The organism is Streptomyces sp. NPDC025273 (genome assembly GCF_040638585.1).
In the GTDB taxonomy this organism is placed as follows: domain Bacteria; phylum Actinomycetota; class Actinomycetes; order Streptomycetales; family Streptomycetaceae; genus Streptomyces; species Streptomyces cinereorectus.
The window spans coordinates 166,362-182,690 of sequence record NZ_JBEZYP010000003.1; the positions used below are offsets into that span (position 1 = coordinate 166,362).

12 protein-coding genes are annotated in these 16,329 nt (G+C 73.5%); 3 read left to right on the forward strand and 9 right to left on the reverse strand.

Annotated elements, in window-relative coordinates:
* Window positions 1–36 precede the first annotated feature (36 nt).
* The 6 genes from AB0F38_RS07915 to AB0F38_RS07940 all read right to left on the reverse strand — a co-directional run bounded on the left by AB0F38_RS07915 (window position 37) and on the right by AB0F38_RS07940 (window position 8,471).
* Window positions 37–2,760 (reverse strand): SpoIIE family protein phosphatase, encoded by a 2,724-nt coding sequence (locus AB0F38_RS07915; RefSeq protein ID WP_361888369.1) that lies wholly within the window; start codon window positions 2,758–2,760, stop codon window positions 37–39.
* Between the two features lie 58 nt (window positions 2,761–2,818).
* Window positions 2,819–4,933, reverse strand: coding sequence for an MMPL family transporter (locus tag AB0F38_RS07920; protein ID WP_361888372.1), 2,115 nt, complete (start codon window positions 4,931–4,933; stop codon window positions 2,819–2,821).
* A gap of 120 nt (window positions 4,934–5,053) precedes the next feature.
* The gene (locus tag AB0F38_RS07925) at window positions 5,054–5,809 is read right to left on the reverse strand and encodes a DUF2071 domain-containing protein (RefSeq protein WP_361888375.1); all 756 of its coding nucleotides are present in this window, start codon (window positions 5,807–5,809) and stop codon (window positions 5,054–5,056) included.
* Window positions 5,810–5,864: 55 nt separating this feature from the next.
* A complete protein-coding gene (locus AB0F38_RS07930; protein ID WP_361888377.1) occupies window positions 5,865–6,878 on the reverse strand; it encodes an FAD-dependent monooxygenase in 1,014 nt (337 codons plus the stop codon).
* A complete protein-coding gene (locus AB0F38_RS07935) occupies window positions 6,875–7,402 on the reverse strand; it encodes an isoprenylcysteine carboxyl methyltransferase family protein (protein ID WP_361888379.1) in 528 nt (175 codons plus the stop codon). The genes AB0F38_RS07930 and AB0F38_RS07935 overlap by 4 nt, the downstream gene beginning before the upstream one ends.
* A gap of 13 nt (window positions 7,403–7,415) precedes the next feature.
* Window positions 7,416–8,471 (reverse strand): 3-oxoacyl-[acyl-carrier-protein] synthase III C-terminal domain-containing protein, encoded by a 1,056-nt coding sequence (locus tag AB0F38_RS07940; RefSeq protein WP_361888381.1) that lies wholly within the window; start codon window positions 8,469–8,471, stop codon window positions 7,416–7,418.
* A 119-nt stretch (window positions 8,472–8,590) separates the two neighbouring features.
* On the opposite strand from AB0F38_RS07940, the gene AB0F38_RS07945 reads away from it, so the two are divergent.
* The 3 genes from AB0F38_RS07945 to AB0F38_RS07955 all read left to right on the forward strand — a co-directional run bounded on the left by AB0F38_RS07945 (window position 8,591) and on the right by AB0F38_RS07955 (window position 12,749).
* Window positions 8,591–9,448 carry a UbiA family prenyltransferase gene (locus AB0F38_RS07945; RefSeq protein WP_361888384.1) on the forward strand — a complete coding sequence of 286 codons (858 nt, stop codon included), beginning with the start codon at window positions 8,591–8,593 and terminating at the stop codon, window positions 9,446–9,448.
* 721 nt (window positions 9,449–10,169) lie between these two features.
* On the forward strand, window positions 10,170–11,081 hold the full coding sequence (locus AB0F38_RS07950) for a diiron oxygenase (RefSeq protein WP_361888386.1): 912 nt from the start codon (window positions 10,170–10,172) through the stop codon (window positions 11,079–11,081).
* 9 nt (window positions 11,082–11,090) lie between these two features.
* Window positions 11,091–12,749: an FAD-dependent oxidoreductase gene (locus tag AB0F38_RS07955; RefSeq protein WP_361888390.1), complete on the forward strand. Its 1,659-nt coding sequence runs from the start codon at window positions 11,091–11,093 to the stop codon at window positions 12,747–12,749.
* Between the two features lie 136 nt (window positions 12,750–12,885).
* Here AB0F38_RS07955 and AB0F38_RS07960 read toward each other — a convergent pair whose 3' ends face one another.
* From AB0F38_RS07960 to AB0F38_RS07970, 3 genes are all read right to left on the reverse strand, one after another.
* The gene (locus tag AB0F38_RS07960; protein ID WP_361888393.1) at window positions 12,886–14,034 is read right to left on the reverse strand and encodes a winged helix DNA-binding domain-containing protein; all 1,149 of its coding nucleotides are present in this window, start codon (window positions 14,032–14,034) and stop codon (window positions 12,886–12,888) included.
* Window positions 14,035–14,117: 83 nt separating this feature from the next.
* The gene (locus tag AB0F38_RS07965; protein ID WP_361888395.1) at window positions 14,118–15,206 is read right to left on the reverse strand and encodes a polyprenyl synthetase family protein; all 1,089 of its coding nucleotides are present in this window, start codon (window positions 15,204–15,206) and stop codon (window positions 14,118–14,120) included.
* On the reverse strand, window positions 15,206–16,315 hold the full coding sequence (locus AB0F38_RS07970) for a tetratricopeptide repeat protein (RefSeq protein ID WP_361888398.1): 1,110 nt from the start codon (window positions 16,313–16,315) through the stop codon (window positions 15,206–15,208). The genes AB0F38_RS07965 and AB0F38_RS07970 overlap by 1 nt, the downstream gene beginning before the upstream one ends.
* Window positions 16,316–16,329: the final 14 nt, after the last annotated feature.

The window sequence follows — 16,329 nt, forward strand, 5'->3', positions numbered from 1 at the left end:
CTCCTCTTACCCTCTGCGTCAGGACTCACAGAAACGTCACAGCTGTCGCGCTGTCCGGCCCGGCGGGTCGTCCGGGGGCGTCACGCCCGGGAGCGGCTGCTCCGTCCAGATGACCTTTCCGCCGTCGTCGGTGTACCGGGTGCCCCAGCGTTCCGCCAGCTGGGCGACGAGGAAGAGCCCACGGCCGCCCTCGTCCGTGGTGGCCGCCTGCCGCAGATGGGGCGAGGTGCTGCTGCGGTCGGACACCTCGCAGATCAGGGTGCGGTCACGGACCAGCCGTACGCGGATGGGGCCGGTGGCGTAGCGGATGGAGTTGGTGACCAGTTCGCTGAGGATCAGCTCGGTCGTGAACGCCTCCTCGATCAGATTCCACTCGGTCAGGGTGCGGGACACCTCGGCCCGTACGCCGGACACCGCTGCGGGATCGGAGTCGACCTCCCAGTCGGCCACGTTCTCGGCGGCGAGCCGGCGTGTGCGGCCCACCAGCAGCGCGATGTCGTCGCGTGCCCGCGCGGGCACGAGGGCTCGCAGGACGGCCTCGCAGGTCTGCTCGGGGGTCCAGCCGGGATGTCCTTCGAGGGTGGCGCGCAGCGATTCCAGCCCTTCGTCGATGTCCCGGTGCCGGTCCTCGACGAGCCCGTCCGTGTAGAGCACCAGCCGGCTGTTCTCGGGCAGATACACGTCCAGGGTCTCGAAGGGGAGGCCCCCCAGCCCCAGCGGAGGTCCGCCGGGCACCTCGGCGAACGCCGCGCTGCCGTCGGGGGCGACGACGAGCGGCTGGAGGTGTCCGGCCCGGGCCATGGAGCAGCGTCCGGTCGCCGGGTCGTAGATGGCGTAGAGGCAGGTGGCGCCGGTGACGCCGCCCTCCGAACCGTCGGCGGTCTCGTCCTGGTCGATGCGGGCGACGAGCTCGTCCAGGTGCCACAGGAGCTCGTCGGGGGGCAGGTCCAGGGTCGAGAAGTTGTGGACCGCCGTGCGCAGGCGCCCCATGGTGGCCGCGGCGTGGAGCCCGTGGCCCACCACGTCCCCGACGACGAGGGCGACCCTGGCGCCGGGGAGCGGGATGATGTCGAACCAGTCTCCGCCGACCCCGCCCAGCCCGCCCTGTCCGGCCTGCGCGGGCAGATACCGGTAGGCGGCGTCGATGGCGCTCTGGTCGGGGAGGCCGCGCGGCAGCAGGCTGCGCTGCAGGGTGACCGCGACGGTGTGCTCGCGCGAGTAGCGGCGGGCGTTGTCGATGCTCACCGCGGCACGCGCGACGAGCTCCTCGGCGACCGACAGATCCTCGTCCTCGAAGGATTCGGGCTTCCCCGCGCGCCAGAACGTGGCCACGCCGAGTATGACGCCGCGGGCGCGCATCGGGACGGCGATCATCGAGTGGAAGCCGCATTCGACGATCTGTTCGGCCCGGGCCGGGTTCTGCTGCTGCCATCCGGAGAGCCGGGTCAGATCGGTGTCGAGGACGGCTTCGCCCCTGACCAGGCGGACCCCGAGGGAGGTGCTCGGCAGGAAGCGGATCACCGATCCCAGCGGGTAGAGCCCCGTGTCGTGGCGGGGGCCGCTGAACGCCGTACGCCGCATGTCGCTGACCGCCCGGGCCGCGCTCGGTTCCTCTCCGTGCAGCACGCTCTCGGCCACGTCCACGGTGGCGAAGTCGGCGAATCTGGCCGTGGCGAAGTCCGCCAGCTCCTCGCAGGTCCGTACGACGTCGAGGGCGGTGCCGATCTCCGTACCCGCGTCGTAGAGCAGCTTCAGCCGGCCGCGCGCCACATCCGCCTTGCCCGTGAGTGCCTGCAGCTCCGTGGTGTCACGCAGGGTCGTCACACTGCCGGGCGGGCCGCCGTCCTGGTCCGTGGAGCGCTGGCTGACGGCCAGTACCCGGTGCCCCACGGAGAGGACCTCGTCGGTCGCCATGCGCCCCGAGGACAGCAGCTCGGTGGTGACCGGGTCGAGCCCCAGCTCCGTGACGGACCGGCCCTCGACGTCCGCGGGGAGTCCGAGGAGCCTTCGTGCCTCGTCGTTGGCCAGCAGCAGTCGCCCGTCGCCCCCGACGATGAGTACGCCCTCACGGACGGCGTGCAGGACGGCGTCGTGGTGCTCGTACATCCGGGTCATCTCGGTCGGGCCGAGGCCGTGGGTCTGGCGTCGCAGCCGTCTGCTGACGAGCGCCGTACCGCCCGTGGTCAGCATCAGGATTCCCGCGGCGGAGCCGAACAGGAGGGGCAACTGGTCTTCCGAGACACCGCTCACCTTGGCGATGGTGATGCCCGCGGACACCACGCCGACGACCTTGCCGTTCGCACCGAAGACGGGTACGACGGCCTGCACGAGGGGCCCGATGGTCCCGGTGATCTTCTCGGTGACGACCTGGCCGTTCAGTGCGGGCGCCACATCGCCGACGAACTTCTTCCCGATCCGGTCGGGCAGCGGGTGGGTGTACCGGATGGAGTCCAGGTTCAGCACGACGACGAAGTCGACCCCGGAGGCCTTGCGTGCCGCCTCCGCCTTGGGCTGGAGCACGGCGGTGGGGTCAGGGCTCGCCAGGGCCGCTTCCATGCCCGGGGCGTTCGCGAACGTTTCGGCCACGGCGACCGAGCGGTTGCGTGCCTCCCGTTCGCTGGCAGCCCTGGACTGCAGCAGGAGCGCGGCCACGGCAGCCGTGACGAGCAACACCACGATCGCCACCTGCAGGAGAAAGACCTGACCTGCGACGGTTCTCATCATGAGAAACGAGCGCGGGCGGCCGTAGCGTGCGGCCATGCCCCCCTTTCTACACCCTTGCCCTACACCGGGCGAGCGGTACGCGGTGGGCCGCTCGTCAGGCGCTTTGCCGCTCCTTCGCCGCGCCGCCGTCCTCGCGGGCGAGCCGGTGGGGCCACCAGACGCGCGGGCCGATGTCCAGGAAGAGGGAGGTGACCAGCACGGACCGGACGACGAACGTGTCCAGGAGCACGCCCAGGGCGACGGCGAAGCCGATCTCCGCGAAGGCCACCACCGGCAGGGTACCCAGCACGGCGAAGGTGCCCGCCAGGACCAGGCCCGCCGAGGTGATCACCGCGCCGGTGGCGGCGAGCCCCGTCACGACGCCCGCGCGGGTGCCCCGGTGCAGGGTCTCCTCGCGGATCCGGGTGGCCAGGAAGATGTTGTAGTCGATGCCGAGGGCCACCAGGAACACGAAGACGAAGAGCGGGAAGTCCGTCGTCTCGCCCGCGTAGTCGAAGACGTACCGGAAGGCGAGGGCGCTGACGCCCAGCGCGGCGGCGAAGGACAGCACCACCGTCGCGACCAGGAGCAGCGGCGCCACCAGGGCGCGCAGCACCAGCGCCAGGACGACCAGCACCACCAGCAGGACCAGGGGAATGATGACCAGGTTGTCGTGCCGGGTGGCGGCGTCCATGTCGAGCAGCGTCGCGGTGTCTCCCCCCACCCGGGCGTCCGCTTCCGGCACCCGGTGCACGGCGGCTCGCACCCGTTTCACGGTCTGCTCGGCCCGGTCGCTGTCCGCGGGATCGGTCAGGGTCGCCTCGAAGATCACCCGGCCGTCGTGTTCCGGCTCGGCACCGGGCGGCACGACGAGGGAGCCGGGCACCACGCCGCGTGTCTCCGCGACCGCGGTCCGCACCTGCGCGCTCCGGTCCGCCGCCGCGATGACGACCAGGGGGCTGCCGCTGCCCCCCGGGAAGTACCGGTGCTGGATCTCCTGGCCGACGATGGAGTCCGGTTTGTCGGGGAAGGAGTCGGCATTGCTGAGCCCCGCCGCACGCAGCTGGACCAGCCCCAGGGACAGCGCGGCGAGTACGAGGGCGGTGGCCACCCAGACCCTGCGGGGGCGGCCGGACAGCCACTGCCCCGTCCGGGCCCAGAATCCGCGCTCGGTGGGCTCGGGCGTCCCGAGGTGCGGAACCACCGGCCAGAAGACCCAGCGGCCGAAGATCACCAGCAGGGCGGGGAGGAGCGTGAGCATGGCGACCAGGGCGACGGCCACCCCGATCGCGGCGACCGGGCCGAGGCCCCGGGTCGAGTTCATCTCGGCGACCAGCAGGACGAGCATGCTCAGCACCACGGTGCCGCTGCTCGCCAGCACGGCCGGGCTCGCACGGTGCAGCGCGCGGGCCATGGCTTCGTGCCGGTCCTCGTGCCGTCTCAGCTCCTCCCGGTAGCGGGCGACAAGCAGCAGGGCGTAGTCCGTGCCCGCGCCGAAGACCAGCACCGTGAGGATGCCCGCGCTCTGTCCGTTGACGGTGAGGCCCGCGTGCGCCGCGAGCAGATAGATGAGGGCCTGCGCGGCGAGGAGTGCGGCGACGACCGAGATCACCGGGAGCAGCAGCAGGCTGGGACTGCGGTAGGTGATCAGCAGCATCAGGACCACGACGGCGAGCGCGGCGGTGAACAGGGTGGAGTCGATGCCCGAGAAGGCCTCGGCCGAGTCGGCGGCGACGCCGCCGGGACCGGAGATGTGGACGGCGAGTCCTCCCCCGCCGTGGCCCACGACGTCCCGCACGGAGTCGACGGCGGGACCGATGCGCTCCCAGCCCTTCTCGTCCATCGTCACGGGGACGAAGATCTGGGCGGCGGCAGGCGCGGTCCTTCTGTCGTACAACGGGCCCCGGGTCTCGCTGCCCCGCACACCGTGCGCGCGCAGCGTCATGAGCTGCTGCTTGTCCTCCGCGATCCGGGCACGGTCCGCGTCCGTCAGACCGCCCTCGCGGGCGTACACGACGATCGCCGTGATGATCTCGGGCCGGAATTGCCTGGACTCCTCCCAGACCTGGGTGGACTCGGCGCTGCTCGGCAGCCAGGACGCGGCGTCGTTGTCCTGGACGCCCATGAGCTTGCCGGCCAGCGGTGCAGCGAGGACGAGGACGACGAGCCAGAACGCCACGACGGCCCATTTGGTGCGCCGTCCGCAGATCAGCCGGGCCACTCCCCGCATGTCGCTCCCACCGCTCGCTCCGGTCCGTGCCGGCGACAGTAGAGCGGCCCCGGGCGGGGGGAGCGGCGACATGCCGGGGAGTGCCGTGCCGGGCCCCGGTCGGACCACGGCCCGGCGGTGTCACGGGACCGGGATGCCCCCGGGGCGGCCGAAGCGGACCGGGACTCCCGGCGAGTAGAGCACGCTCACCGGCTCACCCTCCGGCGCGGCCAGGCCCGCCGCCGTCACCAGGTTCTCGTCGCACTCGACGAGCCGGGCACGGTGCAGGGGCCAGCGGGGATGGGTGTTCGCGAGGTACATCCGGCGTCCGAAGAAGGTGTTGTGCAGGCCCCAGCGCGCGGTCAGGAAGTGTTCGAGGGCATCCGGCTCCTCGACGCGGTCGCCGATCCGCAGCACGATCCGGCTGTGCGCGCCGCGCGGTCCGGGCCACCGCCGCCTGCTGGTGTACGTGAGGGTGTCGGCGTCCCGCCGGACCTCCATCCGGGACCACACGTACGGCAGCCGGAACAGCGTCCGTGCCACGGCCACGGGGATCAGCCGGGAGGCGTCCAGCGAGCGGAAGACCACTCCGCGCCGTCCCTGGGAGTCCACCGAGTACAGCCGCACGTTCGTCTCGGGGAACGTGCCGAGATAGGGGATGCCGGGCAGGCGGAGCAGGCCGACCCGGTGCATGCGGAAGGCGACGAGTCCGACGTACGTGACGCCGTCCAGCGTGTCGGGCACCGTTCCGGCCGGCAGCAGCGGCGCCACGTCCGCGGGGTCGGCCGCCCAGTGCAGGAAGGCCAGGTCCAGCCAGGACTGGGTCAGCAGGGGGCTCAGCGCGGGATGCGGTGAGTCGGGGGTGATGGCCTGCGGAGTCACGGGGAGGGGCGGCACCCTGCCAGGATCGCAGAGCGGCCCGGCCGTCGGACACCTGGGTCCTGGTGCGCCGCTACCGCAGGGCGTGTACCGCCGCTTCGAACACGGCGGGCAGGCGGTGGGCGGCGGGGACGATCAGCCGGGCGGCGAACGGGTGCCGGGCCGCGCTCAGCAGGCCCTGGGTGAGCAGCCGGTGCCGGCGGGTCAGTCGCCTCCAGTGCGCGGGGTAGGCCTCGGGGCGGCCCGCGGTGAGGCAGTCGACGGCGGCGGACGCGGTCGCCGCCGCCAGGGCGATGCCTTCCCCGGTGAGCGCGTCGACATAGCCTGCCGCGTCGCCGACCAGCAGGACCCGTCCGGCCCGCGGGCTGCGCGCGGACTGCCGCAGGGGCCCCGCGCCGCGTACGGGCCCCTCCTCCGCGTAGCGGAGGGCGTCGGCCAGGGCGGGGAACGCGGACAGGTGTTCTGCGTGCGAGCGGCGCTCGCCGCTGAGCACGGCGACGCCCACCAGCCGCTCGCCCACGGGCGTCACGTACGCCTCGCACCGCCGCGACCAGTGCACCTCGACGAAATCCGTCCACGGGGCGACCCGGTAGTGCCGGCGCAGTCCGTAGCGGTGCGGGGCGGAGGCGGGGCGGTCGAGGCCGAGCGTGCGGCGCACCGGTGAGTGCAGGCCGTCGGCGGCGATCAGCCAGCGTGCCGTCAGCCCCGCCGCGCCAACGCTGTCAAGTGCCTGCCGCACCTCCCCCACCCGGCCCGCGACGATCCGTACGCCGAGCTCCAGGGCCCTTCGGTACAGGGCCTCGTGGAGGGCGGTGCGCCGGACGCCGAGACCGGGCGCGCCGCGGAAGTACGCCTCGGCCCTGCGGGCGCCGTCGATGTAGCGGATGCCGCGCAGTGCGCTGCCGGGGACCATGACGCCCAGTGCGCGCAGGGCGGCCACGCCGCCGGGCATGATGCCCTCGCCGCAGGCCTTGTCCACGGGAGCGGTGCGGGGCTCGACCACGACGGCCTCGCGGCCGGCCGCGGCGGCCCGGATCGCCGCCACCAGTCCGGCGGGTCCGCCGCCCGCCACCAGGATGTCGATCACGCGCGGGCTCCCGCTCCCGGGAGCCGGGCCAGCGCGCCGTCCTCGCAGCGGATGCGCACCGTCATGAGCGCCGCGTTCAGCAGGGTGAAGACGGCGGCCGTCACCCACGCGCCGTGGACGAGTGGCAGGGCGAGGCCCTCGGCGGCTACCGCCACGTAGTTGGGGTGGCGCAGCCACCGGTAGGGCCCGCCGGTCTCCGGGGGCAGCCCGGGGACGACGATGACGCGGGTGTTCCAACGGTGTCCGAGGGTGCGGACGCACCACCAGCGCAGTCCCTGCGCGGCGGCCACAACCGCCGCCATGGCCCATCCGTACCAGGGCACGAACGGGCGTCCCGCCGACCAGGCTTCGACGAGGCATCCGGCGAGCAGCGCGCTGTGCAGGGCCACCATCGCCGGATAGTGACGGCGCCCGGACTCGATGCCGCCGCGGGCCAGACTCCAGCGGGTGTTGCGCAGCGCCAGGGCCAGTTCGGCGAGACGCTCGGCGGCGACGGCCAGCACCAGGGCGGTGTACCAGATCACGCGTTCCTCCGGACTACCAGCGCAGGAGCACCAGTTCGCAGCAGAATCCGGGCCCCATGGCCATCAGCAGACCGGGGGTCCCCGGCTCGGGCCGTCGCTGTTCCAGGGTGTCCCGCAGGACGTGCAGGACCGAGGCCGACGACAGGTTGCCCACCTCGGCCAGTGACCGCCAGGTGACGTCGAGCGCCCCCTCGGACAGTGACAGGACGTCGGCGACGGCTTCCAGGACCTTGGGGCCGCCGGGGTGGCACACCCAGTGGGCGATGTCCTTCGGTTTGAGCCCGTGCTCCTCCAGGAATCCGCGGACGTCCTCGGCGAGGTACCGGCGTACGACGTCGGGGACGGCCGGGTCGAGCATCACCTTGAAGCCGGAGCTCCGGATGTCCCAGCCCATCACGTGTCCGGTGTCCGGGTACAGACGGCTGCGGGTGTCCACCACCTCGGGGCCGTCCGCCCGCGCGTGCCGGCCGCCGACGAGGACCACGGCCGCCGCGCCGTCGCCGAAGAGGGCCGTCGCGACCAGGTTGGCGGGCGTCGCGTCGTCACGCTGGAAGGTCAGCGAGCACAGTTCGACCGAGAGCAGTACGGCCACCTGTCCGGGCCGGCCGAGCAGGTAGTCGTGCAGCCGGGCCACTCCGGCGGCTCCGGCGACGCAGCCCAGGCCGAAGACGGGGAGCCGCTTCACATCGGGGCGCAGACCGAGGCGACCGACGAGCCGGGCGTCGACGGAGGGTGCGGCCAGGCCCGTGACGGAGGTGAAGAGCAGCAGATCCACGTCGGCGGGCCGCAGCCGCGCCTCGCGCAGTGCCTCGCGTACCGCCTGGGCGCCCAGGTCGACGGCCGCTTCGATGAACACGTCGTTGGCCGCCCCGAATCCGTCGAGTTCGCCGTAGCGTTCCAGCGGCAGCACCATGCTCCGGGTGCGGACCCCGGCGTTGCGGTGGATCCGGTCCAGCACGCGGCGGTCCGCGCCTGCGGGCAGGCAGGTGCGCGCCACCATGTCGGTGACCGCCTGCTGGGTGTGGCGGTGCGGTGGCAGGACCCCGTGCACCGCGGCGATCCGGGTCATCCTCGTGCCCGCTTCGGAGAGGTCATGACCGACATCCTGCCCACAGAACAACACAAAACCTGGCAAATGAAACGTGCGGCTGCCGTGTTGATGTGATCCCCGGTACCTACGATCGCCCTGTGGACACCACGGACCGGCCGGTACCCGACGGCACCTATCGCCCTGCGACGGGGCTCGCCCTGTCCTGTCATCCCGGGCCGGTGGTGGCGGTCACCGTCCTGGCCACCACCCTGGCGGCCGGTTCCGGGCCGGGGTTCGCCCGGTGCGTGGTGATCGCCGCGGCCGTGCTGACCGGCCAGCTCTCGGTGGGCTGGTGCAACGACGCCTTCGACGCCCGGCGCGACGCCGAGGCCGGGCGGGCGGACAAGCCGGTGGCCAGGGGCGAGGTGGACCGGAACACGGTGTGGAGCGCCGCGCTCGCGTCGCTGGCGCTGTGCGTCCCCCTGTCCCTCGCGTGCGGCCCCGCCGCCGGCGCGGTGCATCTGGCCGGGGTCCTGGCGGCCTGGCTCTACAACCTGGGACTGAAGGCCACGGTCCTGTCCTGGCTCCCGTACGCGATCGGCTTCGCGAGCCTGCCCTGCCTGGTGGCCCTGAGTGCGCCCGGCCGCCCCTGGCCCGCGTGGTGGGCGGTGACGGCGGGGGCACTGCTCGGCGTCGCGGCCCATCTGGCCGACGTGCTGCCGGACATCGACGCCGATCTGGCGGCCGGAATCCGCGGCCTGCCCCAGCGGTGGGGCGCCGCCCGCACCCGGCTCCTGCTGCCCATCCCGCTGGTGGCGGCATCGGCGGTGCTGGTCCTCGGCCCTCCGGGGCCGGCGGGCGGGTGGGGGGCGGTCGTCCTCGCGGGCGTGGTACCGGCGGCGCTGGCCGGGCTCGCACGGGGCCCGTTCCGTCGCAAGGCGGCGCTCGTGGGGACGGTGGCCGTGGCGGCGGCGGATCTTGCCCTGCTTCTGGCCCGGGGTACGTCGGCCGCCTGACCGCGGGCCGAGCGGTCCGTACGGATGCCGTGTCATCCCTACGGACCGCGGGCACGTCCGGGCACCCCTGCTGGCCGGCGAGACCGGTGTGGGCGATGCCGCGCACGATCTGACGCTGGAACAGCACGAAGACGACCAGGAGCGGCAGTCCGGCGATCACGAGCGACGCCATGATCAGCAGGTCGACGACGAGCAGGCCGATCCGGCCGGGGGTCCACCGCGGGCGGCGGTTGCCCCCGGCGGCGGACCGCGGTGCGTGGCGGGAGGTGACGGTGGCTGATCCGCTCACTTCGGGCCTCCTCAGCTCGGCGCCGGGGGACACCGACGAGGGGTATCCGCCCCCACCGGCCGGCGCTCCGGAGCCGGGGGCCCGCGGGCACCCCCTCGAACAGGCCTCCGCCGCACGGTCCGACGCCCCCGCGAGCCGGGAAGGGGAGATCTCGCGGAGGAGTACGGGCATTTCTTACTCGGGGGTAGGCTCACCCGGCATCGTTGTTATACCTTGCGTCTAACAAGCGGTGGCGGGCGACCGCCCCGCGGCGTTCCGCCGGAGGTGTCGGTCATGGCGGTCGTACGGGAACGGGCCGCCATCGCCCTCACCTCCGTCGAGCACGCACCGCACCGACTCCCCACGGCCGCCGCCACGGCGAGCCGCCACAACGGGAGGTGACACCCCGTCATCTCAGCCGCATCTGTCACGCGCGAACCGAGGAGCCGCACCATGGCAAGCAGCACCGTTCGACCCGAGGCACAGGAGCCGCACGAGCACGAGGTCGCCCGCCGCCTGCTCGATTCGGCCGCGAGGCTGGCGTACGACCCGGCTACGGAAGTCGACTGGGAGACACCGCTGGACAAGGACTTCCACGGCGCGAGCCCGGAGTGGAGCACGCTCTACGGCACGGCGTACTGGAGTGAGCTCACCGACGCCCAGCGCAAGGAACTGACCCGGCAGGAGGCCGCGTCGGTGGCCAGCACCGGCATCTGGTTCGAGATGATCCTGCAGCAGATGGTGCTGCGCGACATCTACGCCAAGGACCCGGCCGGCGCGGACGTCCAGTGGGCGCTGACCGAGATAGCCGAGGAGTGCCGGCACTCGATCATGTTCGCCCGCGGTGCGCGGAAGCTGGGCGCCCCGGCCTACCGGCCGCGCCGGCTCGCCGTGGAGCTCGGCCGGGCCTTCAAGACCCTGGCGTTCGGTGAGGCGGCGTACGCGGCGATCCTGGTCGCCGAGGAGGTGCTGGACGTCATGCAGCGCGACTGGATGCGGGACGAGCGGGTCGTGCCCTTCGTCCGCACCATCAACAACATCCACGTCGTCGAGGAGTCCCGGCACATGAAGTTCGCCCGCGCCGAGACGCGCCGGCACCTCGGCGGCGCCGGGCGGATCCGCCGCCAGATCCACGCGTTCGTCATCGCGGTCGCGTCCTACGTCATCGTCACCAGCATGGTCAACAAGGACGTCTACGCCAACGCGGGACTCGACAGCGAACGCGCCATCGCCGAGGCGAAGGACAACGAGCACCACAAGTCGATGATGCGCTCCAGCTGTTCGGGCCTGATGGACTTCCTGGCCTCCGCCCGCCTGCTCACCAGGCCGGCGCTGGTGTTCTACAAGCGTGCCCACCTGATCTGAGCGGATGAGATGACCTACGCCATCACCCAGACGTGCTGCAGCGACGCCACCTGCATCGCCGCGTGCCCCGTCAACTGCATCCATCCGACGCCGGAGGAACGGGACTTCGGCCGCACGGAGATGCTGTACATCGACCCGAAGGCCTGCATCGACTGCGGTGCCTGCGCGGACGCATGCCCGGTGGACGCGATCTTCCCGGTGGAGAGCCTGACCGGCGCGCAGAAGGAGTACGGCGCGGTCAACGCGGCGTACTACGAGGACCGGGAGCCCGAACCTGCCGTCACGGGACCGAACTTCCACGCGTGGAGCGAGCCCGCCTTCGAGCGCACCCTGCCGTCCGACTTCGCACCGATCCGGGTCGCGGTGGTGGGCACGGGCCCCGCGGGCATGTATGCGGCCGAGGACCTGCTGCTGCACACCGGCGCCGAGGTGACGCTGGTCGACCGGCTGCCCGTCGCGGGCGGACTCATACGGTACGGAGTGGCGCCGGACCACCCCTCGACCAAGAAGGCCGGAGACTCCTTCGCACGCTTCCACACGCATCCACGGGTACGCATGCACCTCGGTCTCGACGTGGGCAGGGACATCACACCGGAGGAGCTCGCCGCGCACCACGACGCGGTGGTCTACGCCGTCGGCGCCGGCGCCGGCCGTCGGCTCGGGATCCCGGGCGAGGACCTGCCCGGCAGCATCTCCGCGACGACGTTCGTCTCCTGGTACAACGCCCACCCGGAGGTCGCACCGGACGCCGTCGGCCTGTCGGCGGAACGGGTCGTGGTGGTCGGCAACGGCAACGTCGCCGTCGACGCGGCCCGGATCCTCGTGTCGGACCCGGACTCGCTGGCCGGCACCGACATCGCCCGCCACGCGCTCGACGCCCTGCGCTCCGGCCGGGTGCGCGAGGTGGTGCTGCTCGGACGACGGGGGCCCGATGAGGCGGCGTACACCGGACCCGAGCTGCTCGCCCTCAAGCACCTGCCCGGCGTGGAGCTGGTCGTCGACGACCACGACCCGCGGACCGGTGCGGCGATCGACGCCGCCGGACCGCGTGACAAGGCCGCGCTGCTGCAGGGCGTCGCCCGTGAGAAGGCGGACTGGTCGCTCGCGCCGGTGACGGGCAGGCGCATCGTGCTCCGCTTCCACTCCGCGCCCGTGGAGGCGTGCGGCGAGGACGAGGTCCGTGCCGTGCGCGTCACGGGCGGGGCGGACGCCTCGGACGGCCCGGTGATCCTGGCCGGGATGCTGCTGCGGGCGGTCGGCTACCACGGTGTGCCGGTGGCCGGACTGCCGTTCGACGAGGCGACCGGCACCGTGCCGCACGAGGGCGGACGCGTCACGGGTCTGCCGGGCACGTACGTCGTGGGATGGATCAAGCGTGGCCCTTCGGGCGGCATCGGCACCAACCGGACCTGCGCCGCCGAGACCGTCGGCACCCTGCTGGCCGACGCCGTCGCCGGGACGCTGCCCGCGCCGGAACACGGACCGAGGGCGTTCCACCGGCTGGTACGGCGCCGCAACCGCCGGATCGTCGACGCCCGCGGTCTGGCGGAGATCGAGCGCGCCGAACTGGCCCTCGGAGCCCGCGAGGGCCGGCCCCGGGTCAAGCTGGCGACGGTTTCCGAACTGGTGGCGGCGGCGCGGGGCAGCCGCTGGACGCTCCCACGCTGAGACTCCACCCGGTGCGGCGTGGGGCGGTTCCGCACGGGCCCGCCCCACGCCGCCGTCCCGCCCGGTCCCCGTCCGGATCCCCCGCGGCTGAGCGGATCCGCTCGCGTGCGGGCGCTCCGGGATCGGGGACACCCGCTCAACTGCCGGGAAGTGTCCGGGTCTCCGCGGCCGGCAGCCCTTTGGCCCACCAGTGGCCGTAGCGTGCGTAGACACCGGGATCGCGGGGCGCGAGGAAGGCGACGAGGGCTTCGGCCTCTGCCGCCAGTGCCTCCCAGACGCTGCCCGGGAGGGGGTGGAACGCGGTGGCCTCGATCCCACCGTCGGCGGGACGCCAGACGCCGGCGACGTGGCCGTCGACCAGCAGGGTGGGCAGCACATCGCCGTTGACGCGTATCACGAGCTTGCGGTAGGCGGGCGGGATGACGCGGCTGCGGTCGGAGTAGGCCAGCAGGACGCTGTCCCACATCGCCATCAGCCGGGGCGGGGCGGGAGTGTCCCCGGCCGGGCGGGGGGCGCCGGGGATGTCGTACAGCATCGTGCCGTCGGGGCCTTCCAACAGGTCGAGTCCGTCGGCGAGCGCGTGCACCGCCGCGCGGACCCGGGCCCGCTGGACCAGGGCGAACTGGGCCATGTCCGCCACCGATGCCGGTCCGAATCCCTCCAGATAGCGGCGGATCAGGGTGCGCAGGCTCGCGGCGGCGACGTCGGGATCCGCCGGCCGCGGTCGTATGCCCGCCGCGATGTACGACGGCCGGTGGCCGAACGACCACGGCCCACCGGTGCCCGCGTGCCACAGCGGCACGTACTGACGCAGCATCCGCTGAGCCGCCGTGTCCACCGGTGCGCCCAGCCGCTCATCGATCCGGCCGCTGATCTCGGCAGCGGTGCGCGGCCGGTCGGCGTAGGCCAGCAGGTCCTCGACCAGTGAACCGACGGCGTCCGGGGCGATCCCGGACGCCGTGAAGCGCGCGTCGCCCAGCCTGGAGGCGCGCAGTGTGGGTTCCATCGCCTCGCGGAAGGCCGGGTAGTCCTCGGCGTGGACCGCGTGCAGGGTGAGCCGCATCAGCGTCGCCTTGACCGTCCGCTGCCCGTCCACCGCCGCGTCGAGACGGGCCGGATCGAACCCGCTCAGCCTGTTCCACAGGGCGATGTAGGGCGAGGCGGGCTGCTGTGCCTGCAGGGCGACCACGCGTCGTACCGCGTCCTCGACGTCGAACGCCTCGCGGCGGAGCAGCAACTGACGGGCGAGCGTAGCGCGGTTGAGCGCGTGTGCGGTGATCTCCATCCGCGCATTCTCCCCTTCCGGGACGGCGTCGTTGCCGCGACTGACGGCCGGTGGCCGGCGGCGCTCGGCGCCGCCGGCGGCTCTCATACGTTCCGGTGGAGCAGGTAGTCGAGCAGCCCCTCGATCTCCCGCACCGTGCGCGGTGCGAGCGGTACGCCGCGCAGGCAGGCCCGGGCGGCGTCGAGGTGCCGGCGGGCCTCGGCCAGGGTGGCCGCCCGGCCGCCGGCCGCGTCGGCGAGCGTGGCCGCACGGAGTGCGGTGGGTTCGTCGAGCGGGAGCGGGGAGGCGAGCAGCGCGGCCAGTTCGCGGGCGGGGAGCCCGTCCGAGGCGAGGGCGGCGAGGACGGGATAGGTCTTCCTCCGCTGCCGCAGGTCTCCGTGGACGGGCTTTCCGGTCCGTACGGGGTCGCCCCAGATGCCGAGCAGGTCGTCGACGGCCTGGAAGGCGACGCCGAGGTGGCGCCCCGCCCTGTCCAGTGCGGCGACCGTGCCGGCGGGAGCGCCGCCGAGCAGGGCACCGAGTCCGGCGGCGCAGCCCAGGAGCGCCCCCGTCTTGTCCTCGGCCATGGACCGGTAGGCGTCGGGCCGGACCGCGCCGGGTCCCGTCCAGGGCCGGTCGGCGAAGAGCAGGTCCTCGGCCTGGCCCCGGACCAGGCGGGTCAGCGTCCCGGACAGCAGGCGCACGGCGGCCCCGCCGAGCGCCCCGGGCGTCTCGGAGAGGGTCTGCAGGGCGATCGCCAGCAGCGCGTCACCGGCGAGGACGGCGGGCCCCGTGCCGTACGCCTTCCACACCGTCTCGCGCTGCCTGCGTGTCTCGTCCCCGTCCATGATGTCGTCGTGCAGGAGCGAGAAGACGTGGACGAGTTCGACGGCGACCGCTCCGGGGACCGCGGTCTCCCCGGACGCCCCGACGGCTTCGGCCCCCAGCACGGCGAGGGCCTGGCGTACGCCCTTGCCCTGGGAGCCACCGGGGTCGGGGGTACCGCCGACCCCGCACCAGCCGAGCGAGAAGGCCGCCATCTCGCCGGGCCACGGATGGAGCCGCCCGACGGCGTCCACGAGCGCGGGGCGTACCAGGGTGCGGCAGCGCGCCAGGGTGAGGGGGGTGGCGGCGGTGTGCGGGGAGCCCGCTTCCGCCGGGGATGTCTGCGTGGGGGAGGTCGCGGAGCTCATCACAGCGTCCCCTCGCCGACGGGGTGCGGCGCGTCCGGCACCTGACCCACCCCCAGCTCGGCCGCTGCCCGGTCGATCATGTCCCGGGCGTGCCGCAGGCCGAGGCGTTCCAGCGCGTGGCGCAGTCCGGCGAGTTCGGCGACGGTCTCGGCGCGGTCCCGTCCCAGCCGGGCGAGCGTCTTGGTGAGCCCGAGGCGGGCGAGCGCGGTTCCGCGCGACTCGTCCATCGCGAGGAACTCGGCCAGTGCCTGTTCGTAGTTCTCGCGGGCCTCCGTGTACCGGCCCGCCCGGTAGAGCACGTTGCCGCGCATCTTGTGGTTGTACGCGAGCGCACTGGACAACCGCATCTCACGGCAGGTGTGTTCGGCCTCGGAGAGCAGGTCGAGCGCACGGTCCACTGCGCCGTCCCGTGCGGACACCACGTCGGCGATGCCGCGCAGGGCCCAGGCCCGGCCCCGGCGGTCGTCGGCCCGGTCCGCCGTTTCGGCCGCTTCCTCGAAGAGGGCGAGAGCCGTGTCGTACGAGCCGGTGTTCCGGTGCATCTGCGCTATGCCCTCCAGCGCCCACACCGTGTGCCGTGCCTCGCCGCGGCGGCGGGCCTCGGCGAGCAGCTGTTCGTGCAGCTCGCCGACGGCCTGGTAGTCACCCTGGATCCGCCCGGTCTCCGCGAGACCGGCGAGCGAGTAGCCCCGTACGACGACGTCGCCGCCGCGCTCCCCCAGTTCGGCCGCCAGCCGCAGGAGCCGGTAGGCGAGCGGCAGCGCGCCGCGCTGGCGGGCGAGCGTGCCGCCGCTCCACAGGGCCCAGGCCATGGCCCCGACGTCCTGTGCGGACCGGGCGGCGCGGTAGCTCGCCCGCCACGCCTGCTCGGCCTCCTCGTTGCGCCCGAGCCGCCGGCAGGCCTCCGCGACGGCGAGCCCGCAACGGGCCGCCTCCCGGCGGTCGCCGCTCCGTTCGGCCGCGCGCAGTTCCTCCCTCCCCCTGGCCAGCACGTCGGTGAGCGACGCGTTGACCGAGAGGGAGCCGAGGGCTCCCTGGTACTCGGGGGCGAACGCCTTGTCCTGCCGTCCGTCCCCCTGGACCGTTTCCTGCTGTGTCACCTGTGCCATGAGCCCCGCCGCCG

Excerpts from the sequence above, each read along its gene's own strand:
- AB0F38_RS07955 (WP_361888390.1), top strand. The coding sequence starts at position 11,091 with ATGACCTACGCCATCACCCAGACGTGCTGCAGCGACGCCACCTGCATC.
- AB0F38_RS07920 (WP_361888372.1), bottom strand. The coding sequence starts at position 4,933 with ATGCGGGGAGTGGCCCGGCTGATCTGCGGACGGCGCACCAAATGGGCC.
- AB0F38_RS07940 (WP_361888381.1), bottom strand. The coding sequence starts at position 8,471 with ATGACCCGGATCGCCGCGGTGCACGGGGTCCTGCCACCGCACCGCCAC.
- AB0F38_RS07915 (WP_361888369.1), bottom strand. The coding sequence starts at position 2,760 with ATGGCCGCACGCTACGGCCGCCCGCGCTCGTTTCTCATGATGAGAACC.
- AB0F38_RS07950 (WP_361888386.1), top strand. The coding sequence starts at position 10,170 with ATGGCAAGCAGCACCGTTCGACCCGAGGCACAGGAGCCGCACGAGCAC.
- AB0F38_RS07960 (WP_361888393.1), bottom strand. The coding sequence starts at position 14,034 with ATGGAGATCACCGCACACGCGCTCAACCGCGCTACGCTCGCCCGTCAG.
- AB0F38_RS07965 (WP_361888395.1), bottom strand. The coding sequence starts at position 15,206 with ATGAGCTCCGCGACCTCCCCCACGCAGACATCCCCGGCGGAAGCGGGC.
- AB0F38_RS07970 (WP_361888398.1), bottom strand. The coding sequence starts at position 16,315 with ATGGCACAGGTGACACAGCAGGAAACGGTCCAGGGGGACGGACGGCAG.